Genomic DNA, 17,246 nt, shown 5'->3' on the forward strand with positions numbered 1-17,246 from the left:
TGAACTGGATTCAATTCAGTTTTACCTAGGCAACCGCTCCACGTCAACAGGAGGGCTGGCGCCGTTGGCTGATTCAGATACCGATCAGGGTGCCGATTCGCGCTCGCTGCGCACGTGAATCACCCTGTAGCGCTTCGTTTCCCATTGCCCTGCGGAAGTAGGAGTGGGCGGGGTGTTCCCAGGTGAAACCGACGCCACCGTGCAGCTGGATCGCTTCTGCCGCCGCGTGCACCGCCGCATCGGTACAAACGGCTCCGGCGACCGCCACGGCCAACGAGGCCGATCCTGGGTCCTGTGCATATATCGCCGCCGCATAGCGGGAGGCCGATCGAGCACGTTCGAGAGTGACCAGCAGATCGGCCAGCCGATGTTTGACAGCCTGGAACGAGCCGATGGGGCGACCGAACTGGTGCCGAGTCCGCACGTACTCCACGGTCATCTCGAGCAGGCGGTCGACGATGCCGGTGTTCTCGCACGCTAGCGCCAGCGTTGCCAGCTCGCCCAGCCGCGCGGCGGTCGCCTCGGTGGCATCGACGTCGGTGAGCGCGATCGCCGGACATTGATCGAAGGTGAGATCGGCTCGACGGCGCGTGGGGTCGAGTACTCGACGTTCGGTTCGGACGAGCGGTGCGCCCGGTTGGGTAGCGAACAGCCGGCGGCCGTCCGGGCATTGCGCCGAAACGACGGCTATATCGGCATTGCCGCCGCCTACCAGGTGGGTCGCTGTGCCGTGCAATAGCCACCCGGTCCGCGTCGACTCCGCGTGCACGTGATCGGTGGTGGCGGACAAGGCGCTGACCGTCGCCAGCAGGCTTCCGTCGAGAACTCCGGCGAGCAGGTCCGCGTCCTGAATGGGATCCGCCGACAGTAGTGCGTGGACGCCGAGGACTGCCGATGTGTACACCGGCTCGCATGCGAGCGCGCGACCACATTCCTCGAGCACGATCCCCAGCTCGACCATGCCGTAGCCGAGGCCGCCGCGGTTTTCGGGGACCGCCAATGTGGTGACCGACATGTCATCGACGAGGGTTTTCCACAGCTGTGGTGAATAGCCGAGTTCGGCGGAAGCGGCCGTTCGTACCTGCTCGATACCGCTGTGTTTGGCGAGTAGGCCGCGGATGGCCGCACGCAGCTCCGACTGCTCCGGTCCGGGTGTCAGCGCAGGTGGATCCGTGCGGGGCCATGGCACTTCTATCGCGGGTGCGGACATCTAACCTACCTAAATTGAGTTCAGTTTGATGTCTCGAGAGTATCGCGCCGGAGCCTGGACAAGAAGGGAGATACTGAACTAAGTTCATTTCATGACTTTGGCCATCGAGGGCTACTACGCGACCTTGGACAGCGGGCGACTGGACGACGCGGTGGCGTTGCTCGCCGAAGACGTCCAGTTCGCGATGCTGCTGCCCACCGGAGTGAACCTCGGACACGGCCGGGCGGCCATGCTCGAATACCTGAAGGGCCGGCCGAAGGTGAACCGCAAGCACCGGCTGTTGCGGGTGGCCGCCGCCGACGGCGTGGAGTTCGCATACGGCGCCGTCACCGAGAACGACGTGACGACAACCGGTTACTTCGTCGGCGCGATGCATATCGGCGCCGACGGGCTGATCGATCGCTACCAAGTGTCGTTCAGCGCCGAATTCGCGCTGCTACCAACAGATTTCCACGTCGAGGGAGCGGTAGGATGACGAGCGCGGTGCCCCCGGTGCTGGCCCGGTGGTTCGAATACATGGATTCGGACGATCCCGACTGCGTACTGGGCATGATCTCCGACGACTTCGCGATGTCGGTGCAGTTCTCCAAAGGTGCAGGCCTGTCCGCCGAATTCGTGGGAGACCGCGCGGGCTTGGTCGACTACTTGGCGCAGCGCGAGAAGAGCACGCTGGTCCATCACATCGACACCGGTGCGGTGGTCGGTGATTACGAGTTGGTGCTCGGCCGCACAACCCGTGCCGGAGCATTCGAGGCTTCCTTCAACGCCACCGCCCAACTCGACGCAGAAGGCAAAGTCCGCCGCCTCCTCATCGCCCGCACCCCAGAAGTATCCTTCGCGCGCTGAGCTCGCGGCCCGGAGCTTCCGAAACTCACAGCCAATCCACTGCTGATCACCAGCTTCGATTCATCTGCTCGGGAAAGCATGGGTGAGATTTGCTGGCGTTCGGGCGAGAAGGAGCTGTGAGTTGCTTGCTGGGTTCGGCCGTTTTCCTGTGGGTGTAGGTGTGGGGCTGGCGGCGATACTGCTCGGATGTGGTGTGGCACAAGGAGATACGGTGGTGCCACTGCCCGACGGTCAGCAGGCTTTCACGACGGCAACCGGTGTCCGGATCGACCTGAGCCGGACCGGGGAGAGTGCGGTCGTGTCTCCATCGCTGGCCTATAACGGTCTGTCGCGCACGGCGAGCATGTCGGGCACGGTGTATGCCACGGTCGACGGCGCTACCGGCGGCACCCTCGTCACCGGCTACCTCGTCGGTTGCCAAGTCGATCTGTCCGGTGGCGTGAGTCTGGGCGGTGATGTGTATGTGTCGCCGAACTCGGTGAGTCCGGAGCTGTCACCCAGCATCAATCTCGTACCGGGCGGCGTTGCCCGGGTGAAGTTCGATACCAAGCGGCTCGATCCCGCGGCCGGGGCCGTCGGCGTGGAGTACCACGACCGCGGTGTCCAGGTCGACGGTTGTGCCGGATATGCGCAGGCTCGCGCGTTCACGATGTTGACCGTGACCAACGAGCGCGGTTCGGCCGAGGTGACGTTGTACGGCGATCCGTTCAGCATCGGCTGAGCTCGCATGCGCTCCGATGCCCTGCGGCTCATGTCGGAAAATGCAGTGCCGCAACGTGATTCGAAGATAGTCGAGAGGAATATAGCCGTGCGGGGTTGGCTGTGCAGTGCGATCGTGGTGTGCGCCGTTGCGCCGATGCTGGTCGGGACGGGTCCGGCGGCGGCCGATACGCAGGTAGCGCTGCCGGACGGGCACGGCCAGTTCACCACGCGCGACGGGCTGACCGTTCAGGTCGACCGCAGCGGTGAACATGCGACGGTCTCCGGGTCCATGGCGTCGAGCCCGCTCTCCCGCAACGTGTGGGTATCGGGTGTGGCATCGGTCGACGTCACCGCGCCGGACGGTGTCAAGGTCACCGGTGGTCGTATCGAGACCGGATATCTGGTGGGCTGCCAGGTCGACCTGGGTTCTGCAGCGCACGCCAACAGCAGCGGTGATGCGGCAGGTCAGCCGAAGAAGGGCGGGGACGCCGACGGCGCCGGTGCGGGCGCAAGCCCGTCCAATTCCGATGGTGCGGAGGGCGGCGGCGACTCGAGTGGCGGCGGCAACTCGGGCGGCGGCGGCGGAGGCGGCGGCGGGCTGACGCTCGGGGACGGCGATTTGGGTGCGGGTGTCGGCACCTCGGGAATCAGCCCCTACTCCGACCCCAATATGCGGCTGCAATTGAAGCCGGGCACGGTCGGCACCAAGCAGATCGAGACATACAACTTCACCGGTTCCTCGGGCGTCACCCAGTATGTCGACCACACCCTGTCGATCGACGGCTGCGGCGGCTACGCCGAGGCGCGGTCGTACACCACGATCGTCATCCACGACAATGTCATGGACGCCACCCAAACCCTCTGGGGCCAGCCATTCAGTCTCGGTTAGTAAGGGCGTCACACGAGTTATTCGCCGCGATACGATTCCATGTGGTCGAGGAATTTCCGACGCATCGCCGGAACTTTGCCTGTCAGGCTGAAATATCCGCGGGCTGCGGCGAGAGCGAATCGGCCGGCGATGGGACGGTAGAGCGAATCGTCGCCGTGTGTGCCGAAACTCTCGAGCGAGTCCGCGACTCGGGCGAACCCATAGGGGACCATTTCCGCCTCGTACTGGCCGATGGCTTGTGTAGGCGTCTGTTCTCCGCGTGCGGCCGCGGTGAGTGAACTGTTGCAGCGTGGCGTACAGCTCGGTGTACGTTCGACCGGCACCACGATGTCAGTGGGCGATGCCGCCGGTGGCCGGGGTGCGGCCGTGCTTCATTACCAGCGCGAGCGAGAGGGCGAGCACCGAAGCGGCCGCGCAGACCCAGAAACCCAACTGGTAGCCGGAAGGCGAGCGAAGCCGCCTCGACATGCGCTCGTCCCGTCAGAGGCTCGCAGCGCCAACAAGATTCGCACAGACGCTTACCCAGCCGACCGGAAACCCGAAGTCCCGACGAATTGGGTAGGTGGATCAGTCGGCTGGAGGCCCGACGAAACCCTCTCGGGCGCAGGTTCATTCATCTCGAGGCCGAGCAGTGCCGACGAAATACGAGTAGGCACTTGCTACTTGGACAAATCGAGCCCCAAGGACCTGGTAGGTGCCGTCGGCGGCCTCGTACAAGCCCTGCATCGCGCACAATTTCGACTGCCGCCACAGCTCGTGTCGGCAGCGATTGCTCACCGGACTCAGCGGAGCGTGGTCCGGTGTTCCCATATGAACAGAAGAACGTCCCGAAGGGGTAAGCAGTAACTTCTCTGGATGCCTAGTACCAAGGCCGCGCAGTTAACGCGTGAGCTGGTGTGTCAAGCGGGGTGGGGTGGTGAGTGGGGACAGCGGAACTGTTGGTAGAGAGGTGTTGTCCGCCAAGACAATCCGCTCGATCGAGGAGTTCCGCTGTCAGTTCAGTGTGTCATTGATCGTTCCTCGCCGGTCGCGGAGGGTGTGTTCGCGCCGGGGCATCTGGGGGAACTGACCCGGATCGTGTCGTTCGACCTGGTCGACGCGGCGCTGGAAACGGCCGGTGCCGTGCGGTCACGAGTGCGGCTGCTGCCGTCGCGGGTGGTGGTGTATCTGCTGCTGGCCGGAGCGTTGTTCTCCGATATCGGGTATCGGCAGGTATGGGCGCGGTTGTGTGCCGGGCTGCCCGGCGGATCGTTCGTGTGTCCTGGTTCCCCGGCCTTGTCACAGGCGTTGCGCCGCGTCGGGGTCAAACCCCTGAAGGCGTTGTTCGATCTGCTCGCCGGCCCGGCCGCCGGGACCCGGCGGTGGCGGGGACTGCTGGTGTGCGCGATCGACGGCACCAGTGTGTTCGTGGCTGACAGTCCAGGCAACGTGGCCGAGTTCGGGCGTCACGGCGGCGGTCACGCCCAGGCTGGGTATCCGATGCTGCGGTTGCTGACGGTGGTGGCGTGTGGCACCCGCACCGTCGTCGATGTCGTGTTCGGCCCGTTGCGGATCGCGGAAACAGCCTATGCACCACAACTTTTGGGGTGCCTGCGCCCAGGCATGCTGTTGCTGGCCGACCGGAACTTCGCGGTCACGGCGTTGATCGAGCAGATCACCGGCACCGGAGCAGATCTGCTGATCCGCGCCAAACTCAACCGGCGCGTCCCCGCGATCGCGCGGTTGGGTGACAGATCGTGGCTGACCCGCACCGGTACGGCGACCGTGCGCGTGATCGACGCCGAGATCGCCGTCAGCTGCGCCGGCGGGCCACGCCGGGTCGAGCGGTACCGGCTGATCACAACCCTGACCGACGACAAGCGTTATCCAGCAAAGGAATTGGTGGATCTCTACCATCAGCGGTGGGAGATCGAAACCAGCTATTTCGAACTGAAATCGACCATCCTCGGCGGGCGGGTGCTGCGCGCCCGCACCCCGGCCGGGGTCGCCCAAGAGGTCTACGCCTTGTTGATCACCTACCAGGCGCTGCGCACCGCGATCGCCGATACCGCGCTCGCCACACCGAGTTTCAGCCCCGACCGCGGCAGTTTCACCATCGCCGTGCACACCGCCCGCGATCAGCTCATCCAGGCCACCGGAGTTCTCGCCACCACCACGATCAACCTGATCGGCACCATCGGCCGCGCGGTCCTGTCCAGCCCGATGCCACTACGACGCCAACGCTCCAGCCCCCGCATCGTCAAACGTGCCATCTCCAAACACCGCGCCAAGGGCGAGGTCGACCGCAACATCTACAAAACCCAGATCAGCGTTCATATCCTGCCCGGTTGACAACCGAGCAGAAACCCAAACTGCGCGGCCTTGTGCCTAGTACTCCACCTATTCCCGGTCGTGGTGACATACGGCCTCAAGCATGAGCCCGAACGGATCGAGCCAGAATGCCGCGAAGTACGGCGGTGGATACTGCGGGAACTCCTGCGGCTCATGCACGGTCGTAGACCCGAGTTCCAGAGCACGTTCGAGTACGGTGCTCACGGAGGTCCGTGTGGGGACTATGAACGCGAGGTGCTGTAGACCGGTGCGCTGCCGGGAGAAGTCGCCGGACTCCTGGGCTGGATAGAAGAACAGGTAGGTACCCGGCTTGCCGTTGGCGGGCAGGTAGGCGAACTCGTCATCGCTGTTGAGGAACTCGGCGAAGCCGAGCAGCGGCATCAGCTCGCCGTAGTAGGCCCGGGCCGCTGCCAAGTCCGGCACGTTGATGCCGATATGTCCGATCATGTTCTACTCCTCCATTGCCGCGTCACATGCGGCACATTGCTGCTTATCACGACCGCTCACCAACCGGTCATGCGGTCGATCCGCTTCCGAGGGATGTCGGCGTGGCAGTTACGGCGGGCGCGCCGATAGCAATCTGCCTTTCGGTGGCGATGTATTGCGGCACTGTGTCATTGGTCGTGCCAGGAGGAAGCGAGACGGCCGCCGCGTGGTCAAGTCGAGGTTGTGTGGACAACGACTGATGCGTGGTGGCCGTGGACCTGAGCATAGTGGTGGCGGCGCGGATGGGGTGATGGACGAGTTGATGGGACGGATCGCGGGCCGGTTCCGACGGCGGGAGACCCGTGCGACGGCGAAAGCATTTGTGACAGCGCTGCTTTCCTCGCTGCCGTCGAAGAACTGTTGGACTCTGTCCGAACAGGCCGGGGATGCTACACCGGACAGGATGCAGCACTTGTTGGCGCGGGCGTCGTGGGATGACGACGGTGTGCGTGATGACCTGCGCGGATTCGTCGCCGAGCGGCTCGGCACCGCCGGTGCTGTGATCGGAAAGCCCGAGTCGATCGTGATAGACGCCACGGAAGTCGATTCCTGTGTCGAAATATTCAGGCTGCTTCTTCAGTGAAAATCCTATTCGCGGCAGCAACTCGCCGATTAGGTAGTCGTTCTGTGCCGACGGCGGGGTACCGGTGGACTGACCGTTTTGTAGCGGGACTGTCACCCAGCGGACGGGAGCGGTGGCGCCCGTGTCGCGTTGGTGAAATGAAACGCGTTGAGCCCGTGAAAGGTGCTGTTGGCGAACCCCGAGCTGGGCGGGGACTGGTTGATGATCTTCATGGCGGCGGCGGACTCGGGGTGGCGGGCCAAAAACGCGGCCATCAGCTGCGGGTGGCACTCGCCACCTTGCCTTTCCACCGCCTGCGTCACTGGTATCGACGCCCGAGCGGTTCACCCATCGCGGGCGATCGTCCGGCACTCGTTGCCAGCGGCGCGCCTCAGGTCGATGCGGCTGTGATCAGGATTTGGCCGCGTGGACACCTTTGTGTGCGTGAACGTCGTGTTCGACTCGGTCACCCAGGTTGGTGTCGACGTTGCGCAGGTATTCGAAGACACGTTTCAGGACCGGCTCGGTCACGCCGGCCAGCAGGTGGCTCACGATGTTGTCGACGAGGCGATCGCGTGCTGCAGCATCCATCACGGTGCGGACGAGGGTTCCCGCTTGGCCCCAATCGTCGTCTTCGCGGTGTCGTTCATAGGCGGTACGCATGATGTCGCCGTCTGTGTACCAACTGGCGGGTGGGTAGTGCTCGCTGTCGGCGCGCGGTCCGCCCTTGGAATTGGGTGCATAGACCGGGTCGGTGCGGTTCTGGATCCGCATCATGCCGTCTTTGCTGTAGGTGTGCACGGGCACGACCGGTGCGTTGACCGGGATTTGCTCGTAGTTCACGCCTAGCCGGGCGCGGTGCGCGTCGGTGTAGGAGAACAGGCGCGCCAGCAGCATCCGGTCCGGGCTCGGCCCGATACCTGGGACCAGATTGTTGGGCTGGAAGGCAACCTGCTCGATCTGCGTGTGATTGTCGACCGGGTTGCGGTCCAGGGTCAGCCGTCCGACCTCGCTGAGTGGGTAGTCGCCGTGCGGCCACACCTTGGTCAGGTCGAACGGGTTGAACCGATAGCCTGCGGCATCATCGAAGGGCATGATCTGCACAAACAGCGTCCAGCTCGGGTGCTCGCCGTGCTCGATTGCCTCGAACAAATCACGGGTGTGGTAGTCGGGGTCGGTCCCGGCGAGCAGGTCGGCTTCGGTCTGGGTGTAGCACTGGATGCCCTGATCTGTCTTGAATTGATACTTCACCCAGAACCGCTCGCCCGTGGCGTTGATCCACATGTACGCATGCGAGCTGTAGCCGTTCATGTGCCGCCACGTACGCGGTATACCGCGGTCGCCCATCAGCCAGATCACCTGGTGCGCGGTTTCGGGCAGCAGCGTCCAGAAGTCCCACTGCATGTCGTTGTCGCGCAGGTTGTTGTCGGCACGGCGCTTCTGCGAACGGATGAAATGCTGGAAGTGCAGCGGGTCCTTCACGAAGAAGATCGGCGTGGCGTTGCCGACCATGTCGTAGTTGCCTTCGCTGGTGTAGAACTTCAGCGCGAACCCACGCAGGTCCCGCACTGTGTCGGGGTATCCGCGCTCCCCGGCGACCTGTGAGAATCTGGCCACCAATCGGGTCGAGGTGCCCGGCTGGAACACCGCCGCTTTGGTATAGGCACTGAGGTCACGGGTGACCTCGAACCGGCCGAACGCGCCGCTGCCCTTGGCGTGCGGCTGCCGCTCTGTGATCCGCTCCCGGTTGAACTGAGCCATCTGCTCGATCAGATAGGCATCCTGCAGCAGAATCGGGCCTCCAGGACCGACAGTCAGCGAAAACTCGTCGCTTTCAACCGGAATACCCGAATCTGTTGTCAGTTTCGACTGTGAGGTATTCATCTCCCTACCTCCGATGTGTGTGGAAATCCGGGGCAGTGACCGAGCGCGGCGAACCTGTAGCTCACAAATCGACACACCGTCGCGGCATCACACCGCGCAACGGATAAATCGCCGATCATCCCCAGTGCTTCGAGCGCCGAAAACACCGCTACACCCGCACTGCTCTGCGGAAAAATCTTACTCTTCCGCCAATCAGACCGAGGGCCCGTCAGTGAGATCACCGCTGTAGCGGGTCGAGGGTGGCTGGCGGCCATCGGGCGTCGCCGACTGGAAGCGACACCGTCCGGTGTCGATGTGTGATCGGGCCTGGCCGATCGAAATACTTTCCGCCGCTACACAAGCCGCCGCGGCGCTGACCGCTCCGCACCCCCGGAACCAGCCGCCGAACCACCACCGGCACCAAGCCGAACCAGCACGCGACACGACACGACAGGCCGGGCAACAACTGAAACAGTTGCCCATGTTTTCGGTGCCCTCGGCCGGACACACAAAACATGGGCAACCGGAAAACGGCTGGTCATCGTGGGTGTGTACCCGGTTTGAGTACCGCGCCGCCCTGCGTCGATTATGCAGCCGGACCCATCCCTTTAGAGTCCCAGGCAGGGCTCTATAAGGATGGGACCCGTTCTGACCGGCGATTCTTCTGGTGAACGACTGGCAGTTGAAGTGGGATTCGACTGTCTGAAGTCCGGTCGGTGAGTCCCAGTTTCGAGCTGCCACCAGGGCTTGCCGCCCAGCCGATGTGGGGGATTCTGGTCTATCGTGAACGGCCGTGCGTATGGGTCGGCATCGAAGTGCCCACGATCTCGGCGGACCTGTTGCGGGTCGCGCGCAAGGTGCAGAACAGATACATGGCCGTGCGCCTGGATCTCACCGACGCCACCAATGTTTCATTAGCCGAGCGATACGAAACTGTGGAGGTGTTGACACTCGACCGACGTGATTTCCGCGCAGTTACCCCGCTCACTGGTCATGCCGCGTTCCGCCTGCTGCCCGACGATCTCTAGCCGATCTGTCGGTGCTCACATCGAACCCTCTTTGTCGCCCCTTGCCACCAGCATCGTAGGATTCGTCACCGAAGTTGTTGTTTCTGCTGCATGATCCAGCTCGGCACCTGTGGGGTGTCGATGACAGGGTTGCGGATCTTCGAGACCTGGAAGTCCGACGCCGAGGACATCGGCGAGGAACGCTGAAAAGGTTGCCGAAGGCTGCCAGCGATCGACGCCGATCAGCCAGCTACCGTGACTGGCGTGAAGCGGTAGCGCGCAGTTTCGATGCGTTCGCGGATCGCGCAGGCCAGTACAACCGCTCGCACCGATTCCGGGACTACAGATCAGAAGGTTAGTGGTCGGCGCGATACGAGCCAGCGCCACTGCCAGGCTGATGTCGTTCAATGGTAGAACTTCTGGTCTAAAGCAGATTCTTGCTCATCGGCCCTCTGGTGTTCGGGGACAATGCGAGTCAGCCCGCGGGCGCGTGAGGCGGGCCGCCAGGCCCGACTACGGGCCCGCACACGACGGCCCGATGAGGGTGTCCGTCAGCTGTCGATGTTTTCGGCGATCTCCACGCCCGCCGCCTGGAGTTCGTCCAGGGCCCGTTCGATGTTGGCGGGGGAGACGCCGGCGGACAGGCCCAGGAGCACCCGGGTGTCGAACCCGGCGGTGCGGGCATCCAGGGCGGTGGCGCGAACGCAGTGGTCGGTGGCGATGCCGCAGACGTCGACGGTGTCGATTCCCTTGGTGCGCAACCAGTCCGCGAGGGCCGTGCCGTCCTCTGTCGCGCCCTCGAATCCGGAGTAGGCGGCGGCGTAGGCGCCTTTGAAGAAGACCTCGTCGATCGGCGCGGTGTCCAGGTTCGGATGGAACTCGGCGCCAGGGGTGTCGATCCGGCAGTGCGGCGGCCACGAGTCGACGAAGTCCGGGTTGTCGGAGAAGTGTGCACCGGGGTCGATGTGGTAGTCGCGGGTGGCGGTGATCGCGGCGTAGTCGCTGGCGCGCAGATATTCGCTGATCCGTTCGGCCAGCGCGGCTCCGCCCGTGACGGGCACCGAACCGCCCTCGCAGAAGTCGTTCTGTACGTCGACGATGATCAGAGCTGTGCTCATGACGCCTCCACGAGATCGGTCCCGCAACGATTTTCGGCCAGCACTTATTGTAGGTGGCTATCACCAATGCACATCGCCGAACGCGCCGTCGGACATCCGCGCCCCGTGATCTGCTCAATCGGTTATCGGCGGTCAGCCGAGAACACGCAGGTCAGCGCCGATGAGAGTTCGAGCGGGCATCCACCCGCAGGATCTTCCGCAGACTCCGCTCTACCCGGACGCATCACTCACATTTGCCCAGCTCAGCGGCGGAGTGACGCGACGGCCCCCGACATCAGGTGGGAAACCTACTGAGCGGGGAGCGTCACAACTCGACCGCTGCGGTGTCGGACCGGCAGTCGCGCGCCTGTCACGCGACCACGGACACCTGGCAGCACTCGATACTTCCTATTCGTGTCTGCGGCAGTTCACTCCACCCGTCTGGTCGACCGTTCGGTTCGCGGGCGAGAGCATGTGCGGTTGGGAACGTTGTTGCTGTCGGCGCCGTGCGGCAGGCGCTGCACTGCTCGGGCTGCCAGGGAAAAATAGATCAACTGTGCCGCGCCGAAGGCAACGCGCTCCGCGCGGTCGCGTGTCCACACGACCTTCTTCTTGAACACGATCCCGGGAGCTGAGGCCGAGCCGAGCGGCACCAGGCAGCACAGGCCGCCCCCCTCCAGCGCCCGGGTGTGGCGGATTGGTGCATGTACTGCAAAAGAGCTCAGCAGTTCTTGCACGATCACAGCCGCAGCTGTCCGGGAGAACCGCTCGGCAGGACATTTCCGTTGCCCCTTGCCGAAAACCACGAATCCGCTGTCGGCCCGGCTGCGCTGTTCCCATCGCTCCGGGATGAACGCGTCTGGTTCAGTGTGGCCCATTCGCTGGTGGCGGCTGATGTCCACCAGGAGCTGAGTCCCGCGCGGGATCGTCACCGTCGGGCTCAAAGCGACGTCGTCCACCACGAGGTGTTGGATCGTGGCGTGCTGGGGGTAGAGCCGCAGTGTTTCCGAGAGGACGTGGTCGAGGTAGCCGGTGTCGCCCTCGATGATCCGCTCGACGACGTGTGGATGCTCCGATGCCGCGAGCACGGCATGGCAGACGCATTCGGAGAGCTGGTTGACGCCCTTGCTGAAGAACATCCCCTGCAGGTGTTTCGCCCTGGAGTTCGTGTCGAGCGTGCTGTCGGGACCGAAGATTTCGGGGCACCCTCCGTACTCGGTCACCTTGGCCCGCAAAAGGTCGAGGAGCTCCAGCTTGGCGGAGATGTTTCCCGAGTTCCGAAGTCCCTTGAAGTTCTTCGCGGTATCAGTGGCGCAACGACCGATCAGCGCGATCTGTTCCTGCGACGGCGCGGCCCTGAAGACCAGTTCGAACATGAGACGGGAGGCGATAGGGACGGTAAGGTCCGTGAGTCGCAGCACGCGGCTTGTGGTGCCGACGGGCCAGAGGTCCTCCAGGACCTGATGGCTGCACCTGCGGGCCATGGCGACGATCTCCTCGCGTGGAACGGAGAGGGTACGCAACGTCGCCCCGGCCAGCTCCGCGTAGTGGGGGTGGTCGGTGTCGATGCATTCCTGGTGTTCGTCCGCTGGCCTGTTGTAGTAGAGGAAGGTTCGTCGCACGTGGGTTTGTCCGCGTTGGCTTGCGGACTTGTGGGCGAAGAGCTTCTCCAGTAGATCCCCATGGAGGTCCCGGTTGGGGATCCGGATCGTCGGGACATCAGCCGGGTCGTCGCCTGTGGCGAGCAAGCGCAGCCTGTAGGCGTCTGCAAGGCGTGGACTCGCGGCAAAAGCGAGCAGTACTACGGCGGCGGCAGCGGTCGGCGGGATCGCCTTCAGCAAGATCAGGGATACGCGCATGTGGGCTCCGTAGATGAGACTCGGATCTTGTGTATGTCCGTTAGCCGGCTCCCGGAGCTTCAGTATGCGGGATACGCGCAACGTTGTCCGCCAAACCCGAAATACCCACCACCGCACAGGAAAACATCAACGCCATCCGTAGCGAGAGTGATCACAGCTGCTCGAGCCCTGTCGCATCGGCCACCTGTACCACCGCGCGCAGCCGTTGAGGAGGATTATGCGGACGGAAAGCAACACCCAGCTTCGTCATGCCCCATCGTTACCAGTTGGCACCGTCGCTCTCGACAGAATATTCGGCAGCCCAAGGGATTTGATCAATGCGCTGCGCGGCTCGCCACATCAACGCACGGTAAGTAGCCGCTGAGCGCGTGATCGGTGGCGGTCGAGAGCGCTGGAGGCAATAGAACCGAGACCGAGACACAAGGCCGCCACACCGCCCCCTTCGATCGCCTACTGCGCCGTGACCGCGCGGGTGTTTTGGAGTCGGTGCGGATCGGCCCCCATTTCGGCAGCGGCACTGACGAATTCGTCGAGTATCCACATCCCGGCCCGGCCGAAGGACTCACCCGACGCATTGCCGCTGCGCGGGCCTGCGCGACGAGATCCACTGCGGTGGCAAACGTCTGGTCTTGCCAATTAGCATGCGTCGTCCTGATGCTTCTGGCATACAAGCGGCGCGATCGTGCCGCTGGTCCGCCAGCCCCGCCGATCGTCGCGGGTCTCTTCGGATTCAGGGAGGGAGTTTCGATGATTGGTCGCGAAGCGTTGCGTGGAATCGTTCTACGGTCATTTCGAGACCGATCCGCCTCGCTGGGCGACTGTTGGCGACCTCATGCCGGAACAGCTCTGGAATGAGATCTGCGACCACTACGACGATATCGCTACCGGTTATGTTCGATTGACAACGAGGAAGCGTTGCACTGGGGAAACGCCGTGGGCGACGGATCGATGTGGAAGACTCGATCGCGACGGGCGGCTCCACACAGGCGGAGACCCTCGTAGGTGACGAGAGGCCTTGTTCTCGTTGCCGGCTATCAGGATCTGGTACTTCGAAACCCCTTGCTGGTCTGGTTCATGAACCGGACGGGCGAGGGTGAGTCACACGTCAGAAGTGACCGACTACGAAGGAGATAGCCATGGCGAGTACGCAACAGGCAACGCCGGCCAGGCGGCCACGAAAGGGCAAGAAGAGCGGGCCGGTGACCGAGTATTGCGCCTTGTGGCATATAAAGCCCGGACATGCCGAGCAGGTGATCGATGAGATTGCGGCGGGCCTGTCGAGCCGGGGGGATGTACGGGACATGTACAAGAAGATCGGCGTTCACGACGCCAGGTATGTGGTCCTCGACAACGGTACGCGGCTTCTCATCACGATCAGCTTCGACCTGGATTTCGACCCCTACTTCGACGACGCCATCGCATCCCTCGTCGGCGGCGACAAGAGCCAGATCAAGTTTGACTGGATGAATCATCTTGTCGAAGCACCCGAAGGCGGCTACGACTCCATGTCGTGGGAGGCGTTCAAGAATTGGCTGGTCGAGACCCAGACGGAAGCCGACATCTTCGCCAATACCAACGACGCGACCGTGCAAGAGATCGACAAGGCGCTGCGTGTGCAGCAGGCGTTCCAACAGGTGCTCGACCACCCCGAGGCCGCGCAGGCGCTCCAGCACCCGGCGTTGAAGCCGCTGCTGGAGGAAGCCGCGGGCTGAACCCGCACGGCGGAACGGTTGGCGGAGGCCACCGGTTATGGAGACGAACGTATCCATGGCAACAGTAGAAGAGCCTGTCGTGCTCGAATTGGATGATATCCAGAACGGGGCCATACATCCGCGGCCCTCGCCGTACGTCGGCGCCTATATTGTGCTGCGAATCGACGACCGGCGCGCCGGTCGTGAGCTGTTACGCAGGCTGATTCCGGCGCTCGCCGACGCCACCAGCCCGATGGATCCAAGCCACCAGGCCTGGGTCAGTGCCGGACTCAGCTTCCAGGGCCTCGAGGCGCTGGGTGTTCCGCAGGACTCGCTCGACAGCTTCCCCCTGCCGTTCCAGCAGGGCATGGCCGCGCGTGCGGCAGAGCTGGGGGATGTCGGTGACAGCGCCCCCGAAAACTGGGAGAAGCCGTTTGGGACCCCGGATGTCCATGTCGGGCTCAGCGCGCTCTCACCCGACGCGGCGCGGCTCGAGCCCGTACTCGCGCGCGCCCGGACGGCGTTCGAGGAACTCTCCGGGGTCACCGCTCTATGGAGCCTGGATTGTCACGTGCTGCCCACGGAGAAAGAAGCTTTCGGGTTCCGGGACGGCATCAGTCATCCAGCAATTGAAGGAAGCGGTATTCCGGGATCGAACCCCCAAGAGAAGCCCCTTAAGGCGGGCGAGTTTTTGCTGGGCTATGAGAATGAGCGGCATGAACTGTCTCCGATGCCGCGGCCCGAGGTCCTGGGTAAGAACGGCACCTATGTCGCTTTTCGCAAGCTGCACCAACGTGTTGCGGCGTTTCGCCAGTATCTGAAGGCGAACTCCTCGACTCCGCAAGAGGAAGACTTTCTGGCGGCAAAGATGATGGGGCGCTGGCAGAGCGGCGCGCCGTTGGCGCTGTGTCCGATGCGCGATGACCCCGAGTTGGGTGCCGACCCGAAACTCAACAATGATTTCCTCTACCAGGATGATGATCCGCAGGGCTTGAAAACACCCGCCGGCTCGCACATTCGACGTCTGAATCCGCGCGACTCGGACATCAGCGGCTTCGCGCGTTTTCATCGCATGATCCGGCGCGGCACCAGCTACGGCCCGATGCTTGCGCCCGGGGTCATCGACGACGATGGCGCCGAACGAGGGTTGGCGTTCGTCTTTGTCGGCGCGAACTTGGAGCGGCAATTCGAGTTCGTCCAGTCGGAGTGGGTGAACAAGGGGCAGTTCTTTCATGGCCCCGTCGGCGATAAGGACCCGATCGCGGGCGCGAACAGCGGAAGCGATCACTTCACCATCCCTCAACAGCCGATCCGCCGGCGGCTACAGGGTTTGCCGGCTTTCGTCGTCACACGGGGAGGCGAGTATTTCTTCGTGCCCGGCCTGCGCGCCCTGCACTGGTTGGCCGATCTCGAGACCTGACGAGGGAACGCAGCGATCCCACGCTCCCTGGCCCGCCCGCACTTCCCGACGGGATGGTCGGCACCTGCTGTGGATGAAATCGCGCTCTACCAGAGTCTTTTCGATGGTCTGAAGGAGTTGGTGAGAAATGTCTGACCATAATTCCGGGCCTCGGGCCTTAGCAGATCCCGTTGTGGACATCACCGACGTCTACGCCTTCCCCAGTCCGGAACAGCCCGGCTTTCTGGTCTTGGTGCTCAACGTGTTTCCGAACGCAGAACCAGCCGCGCTGTTTTCCGATGCGGTCGACTACCGATTCCGGCTGCGGCCGGTCACGATCCCGCGCGGAACCGCTCCCGCGTTTGCCGTCGGCGAGAAGGAGTACACCTTCAGCTTCCGTTTTGCGGGCCCGGTCGAGCACCAGGCCGGCTCGCCGCTCGCGCAGGAAGGCACCTGCACCGCCTCAACCGGCCAGACCGCGTCCTTCCGGGTGAACGACGAACAGGGTGGAAAGGCTCACGGCCTGCGCGCCTTTGCCGGACGGCGGATGGATCCATTTTTCTTCGACGGCGTCAGGGCGGCGCAAACCATAATGACCCGACAGCTGGCGTTTGTCAGCCCCGGCGACAGCAGGCAGTACCGCCAAAACGTCCTCAGCATCGTCGTCGAACTCGACATCGCCACGACTTTCGGGGCGGACGCCGGACCGCTGTTTGCCGTCGTCGGCGAAACGATGATTCCCGGGCCGATCACGGTCCGTCTCGAGCGCTTCGGCCGCCCCCTGATGAAGAGCGTCGTCCTCGGCGCAAAGGACTTCGATACCGTCAACCGGGATCTGGATATTCGCGATCTGTATAACCAGGAGGACCCATATAACCTGGGGCCGACATACCTTGGTGCGTACCGGGCGCGGATGAACGCGAATCTCGGCTTCTGGGATGGCCTCGACCACAAGACCGACTGGCCGCCGGACGCGCACGGCACCCACCCTCTGACCGAGCTGCTGTTGGCCGATTTCATGGTGATCGATGTGTCGAAGCCGTATGCCGAGGATAGCTACTTCGAGATCGAGCGGGCGTTGTTGAACGGCGCCAGCCATCAGACCTGTGGTGGCCGAAGCCTCAATGACGATGTCGCAGACACCATTGTGACGACGCTGGTCAATGCAGGCAACGGCGCCCGGATCAGCGACGGTGTCGACCAACAGGCAGTTCGGGCCTCTCGCACCTTCCCATATCTCGTTCCCCCGGAACTGAACCCTCCGGCCAAGATCGAGCTTTCCCTTGACAAGTCCGGGTGAGGAC

General features: G+C 63.6%; 17 protein-coding genes. 10 read left to right on the forward strand and 7 right to left on the reverse strand.

The window, feature by feature from the left end:
- Positions 1-73: 73 nt before the first annotated feature.
- The gene (locus tag OG874_RS39585) at positions 74-1,210 is read right to left on the reverse strand and encodes an acyl-CoA dehydrogenase family protein (protein ID WP_330252152.1); all 1,137 of its coding nucleotides are present in this window, start codon (positions 1,208-1,210) and stop codon (positions 74-76) included.
- 91 nt (positions 1,211-1,301) lie between these two features.
- On the opposite strand from OG874_RS39585, the gene OG874_RS39590 reads away from it, so the two are divergent.
- The 4 genes from OG874_RS39590 (at position 1,302) to OG874_RS39605 (ending at position 3,647) form a co-directional block, all read left to right on the forward strand.
- On the forward strand, positions 1,302-1,685 hold the full coding sequence (locus OG874_RS39590) for a nuclear transport factor 2 family protein (RefSeq protein ID WP_330252153.1): 384 nt from the start codon (positions 1,302-1,304) through the stop codon (positions 1,683-1,685).
- Positions 1,682-2,056 carry a hypothetical protein gene (locus tag OG874_RS39595; protein ID WP_330252154.1) on the forward strand — a complete coding sequence of 125 codons (375 nt, stop codon included), beginning with the start codon at positions 1,682-1,684 and terminating at the stop codon, positions 2,054-2,056. Before OG874_RS39590 ends, OG874_RS39595 begins: the two co-directional genes overlap by 4 nt.
- Before the next feature lie 211 nt (positions 2,057-2,267).
- Entirely contained in the window at positions 2,268-2,777 is a 510-nt protein-coding gene (locus OG874_RS39600) for an MspA family porin (RefSeq protein WP_330252155.1), read from the forward strand.
- Positions 2,778-2,864: 87 nt separating this feature from the next.
- A complete protein-coding gene (locus tag OG874_RS39605; protein WP_330252156.1) occupies positions 2,865-3,647 on the forward strand; it encodes an MspA family porin in 783 nt (260 codons plus the stop codon).
- A 330-nt stretch (positions 3,648-3,977) separates the two neighbouring features.
- Here OG874_RS39605 and OG874_RS39610 read toward each other — a convergent pair whose 3' ends face one another.
- Positions 3,978-4,115 (reverse strand): hypothetical protein, encoded by a 138-nt coding sequence (locus OG874_RS39610; protein ID WP_330252157.1) that lies wholly within the window; start codon positions 4,113-4,115, stop codon positions 3,978-3,980.
- 570 nt (positions 4,116-4,685) lie between these two features.
- Here OG874_RS39610 and OG874_RS39615 point away from each other — a divergent pair.
- Positions 4,686-5,978 carry an IS4 family transposase gene (locus OG874_RS39615; protein ID WP_330252158.1) on the forward strand — a complete coding sequence of 431 codons (1,293 nt, stop codon included), beginning with the start codon at positions 4,686-4,688 and terminating at the stop codon, positions 5,976-5,978.
- A gap of 48 nt (positions 5,979-6,026) precedes the next feature.
- Here OG874_RS39615 and OG874_RS39620 read toward each other — a convergent pair whose 3' ends face one another.
- Entirely contained in the window at positions 6,027-6,425 is a 399-nt protein-coding gene (locus OG874_RS39620; RefSeq protein ID WP_330252159.1) for a VOC family protein, read from the reverse strand.
- Between the two features lie 301 nt (positions 6,426-6,726).
- Between OG874_RS39620 and OG874_RS39625 the strand changes: the two genes are divergently transcribed.
- On the forward strand, positions 6,727-7,047 hold the full coding sequence (locus OG874_RS39625; RefSeq protein WP_442943473.1) for a transposase: 321 nt from the start codon (positions 6,727-6,729) through the stop codon (positions 7,045-7,047).
- Positions 7,048-7,437: 390 nt separating this feature from the next.
- On the opposite strand, the gene OG874_RS39635 is transcribed toward OG874_RS39625, so the two are convergent.
- Positions 7,438-8,910 (reverse strand): catalase, encoded by a 1,473-nt coding sequence (locus OG874_RS39635; protein ID WP_330252160.1) that lies wholly within the window; start codon positions 8,908-8,910, stop codon positions 7,438-7,440.
- Positions 8,911-9,605: 695 nt separating this feature from the next.
- Between OG874_RS39635 and OG874_RS39640 the strand changes: the two genes are divergently transcribed.
- The gene (locus OG874_RS39640) at positions 9,606-9,917 is read left to right on the forward strand and encodes a hypothetical protein (protein ID WP_330252161.1); all 312 of its coding nucleotides are present in this window, start codon (positions 9,606-9,608) and stop codon (positions 9,915-9,917) included.
- A gap of 15 nt (positions 9,918-9,932) precedes the next feature.
- Here OG874_RS39640 and OG874_RS39645 read toward each other — a convergent pair whose 3' ends face one another.
- The 3 genes from OG874_RS39645 to OG874_RS39655 all read right to left on the reverse strand — a co-directional run bounded on the left by OG874_RS39645 (position 9,933) and on the right by OG874_RS39655 (position 12,852).
- Positions 9,933-10,304, reverse strand: coding sequence for a hypothetical protein (locus tag OG874_RS39645; protein ID WP_330252162.1), 372 nt, complete (start codon positions 10,302-10,304; stop codon positions 9,933-9,935).
- A 143-nt stretch (positions 10,305-10,447) separates the two neighbouring features.
- A complete protein-coding gene (locus OG874_RS39650) occupies positions 10,448-11,014 on the reverse strand; it encodes a nicotinamidase (protein WP_330252163.1) in 567 nt (188 codons plus the stop codon).
- Between the two features lie 407 nt (positions 11,015-11,421).
- Positions 11,422-12,852, reverse strand: a complete 1,431-nt coding sequence (locus OG874_RS39655) for a cytochrome P450 (protein WP_330252164.1) — start codon at positions 12,850-12,852, stop codon at positions 11,422-11,424.
- 1,136 nt (positions 12,853-13,988) lie between these two features.
- Between OG874_RS39655 and OG874_RS39660 the strand changes: the two genes are divergently transcribed.
- From OG874_RS39660 to OG874_RS39670, 3 genes are all read left to right on the forward strand, one after another.
- Entirely contained in the window at positions 13,989-14,564 is a 576-nt protein-coding gene (locus OG874_RS39660; protein ID WP_330252165.1) for a hypothetical protein, read from the forward strand.
- A gap of 55 nt (positions 14,565-14,619) precedes the next feature.
- Positions 14,620-15,963: a Dyp-type peroxidase gene (locus tag OG874_RS39665; RefSeq protein WP_330252166.1), complete on the forward strand. Its 1,344-nt coding sequence runs from the start codon at positions 14,620-14,622 to the stop codon at positions 15,961-15,963.
- Between the two features lie 127 nt (positions 15,964-16,090).
- Positions 16,091-17,242, forward strand: a complete 1,152-nt coding sequence (locus OG874_RS39670; RefSeq protein ID WP_330252167.1) for a DUF4331 family protein — start codon at positions 16,091-16,093, stop codon at positions 17,240-17,242.
- The last annotated feature ends 4 nt before the right edge of the window (positions 17,243-17,246 follow it).

Source organism: Nocardia sp. NBC_00565 (assembly GCF_036345915.1).
Classification (GTDB): domain Bacteria; phylum Actinomycetota; class Actinomycetes; order Mycobacteriales; family Mycobacteriaceae; genus Nocardia.

Bases quoted from the DNA above. Each gene is read 5' to 3' on its own strand.
- OG874_RS39585 (WP_330252152.1), bottom strand. From the start codon at position 1,210: ATGTCCGCACCCGCGATAGAAGTGCCATGGCCCCGCACGGATCCACCT.
- OG874_RS39590 (WP_330252153.1), top strand. From the start codon at position 1,302: ATGACTTTGGCCATCGAGGGCTACTACGCGACCTTGGACAGCGGGCGA.
- OG874_RS39595 (WP_330252154.1), top strand. From the start codon at position 1,682: ATGACGAGCGCGGTGCCCCCGGTGCTGGCCCGGTGGTTCGAATACATG.
- OG874_RS39610 (WP_330252157.1), bottom strand. From the start codon at position 4,115: ATGTCGAGGCGGCTTCGCTCGCCTTCCGGCTACCAGTTGGGTTTCTGG.
- OG874_RS39620 (WP_330252159.1), bottom strand. From the start codon at position 6,425: ATGATCGGACATATCGGCATCAACGTGCCGGACTTGGCAGCGGCCCGG.
- OG874_RS39625 (WP_442943473.1), top strand. From the start codon at position 6,727: ATGGGACGGATCGCGGGCCGGTTCCGACGGCGGGAGACCCGTGCGACG.
- OG874_RS39635 (WP_330252160.1), bottom strand. From the start codon at position 8,910: ATGAATACCTCACAGTCGAAACTGACAACAGATTCGGGTATTCCGGTT.
- OG874_RS39650 (WP_330252163.1), bottom strand. From the start codon at position 11,014: ATGAGCACAGCTCTGATCATCGTCGACGTACAGAACGACTTCTGCGAG.
- OG874_RS39655 (WP_330252164.1), bottom strand. From the start codon at position 12,852: ATGCGCGTATCCCTGATCTTGCTGAAGGCGATCCCGCCGACCGCTGCC.
- OG874_RS39660 (WP_330252165.1), top strand. From the start codon at position 13,989: ATGGCGAGTACGCAACAGGCAACGCCGGCCAGGCGGCCACGAAAGGGC.
- OG874_RS39665 (WP_330252166.1), top strand. From the start codon at position 14,620: ATGGCAACAGTAGAAGAGCCTGTCGTGCTCGAATTGGATGATATCCAG.
- OG874_RS39670 (WP_330252167.1), top strand. From the start codon at position 16,091: ATGTCTGACCATAATTCCGGGCCTCGGGCCTTAGCAGATCCCGTTGTG.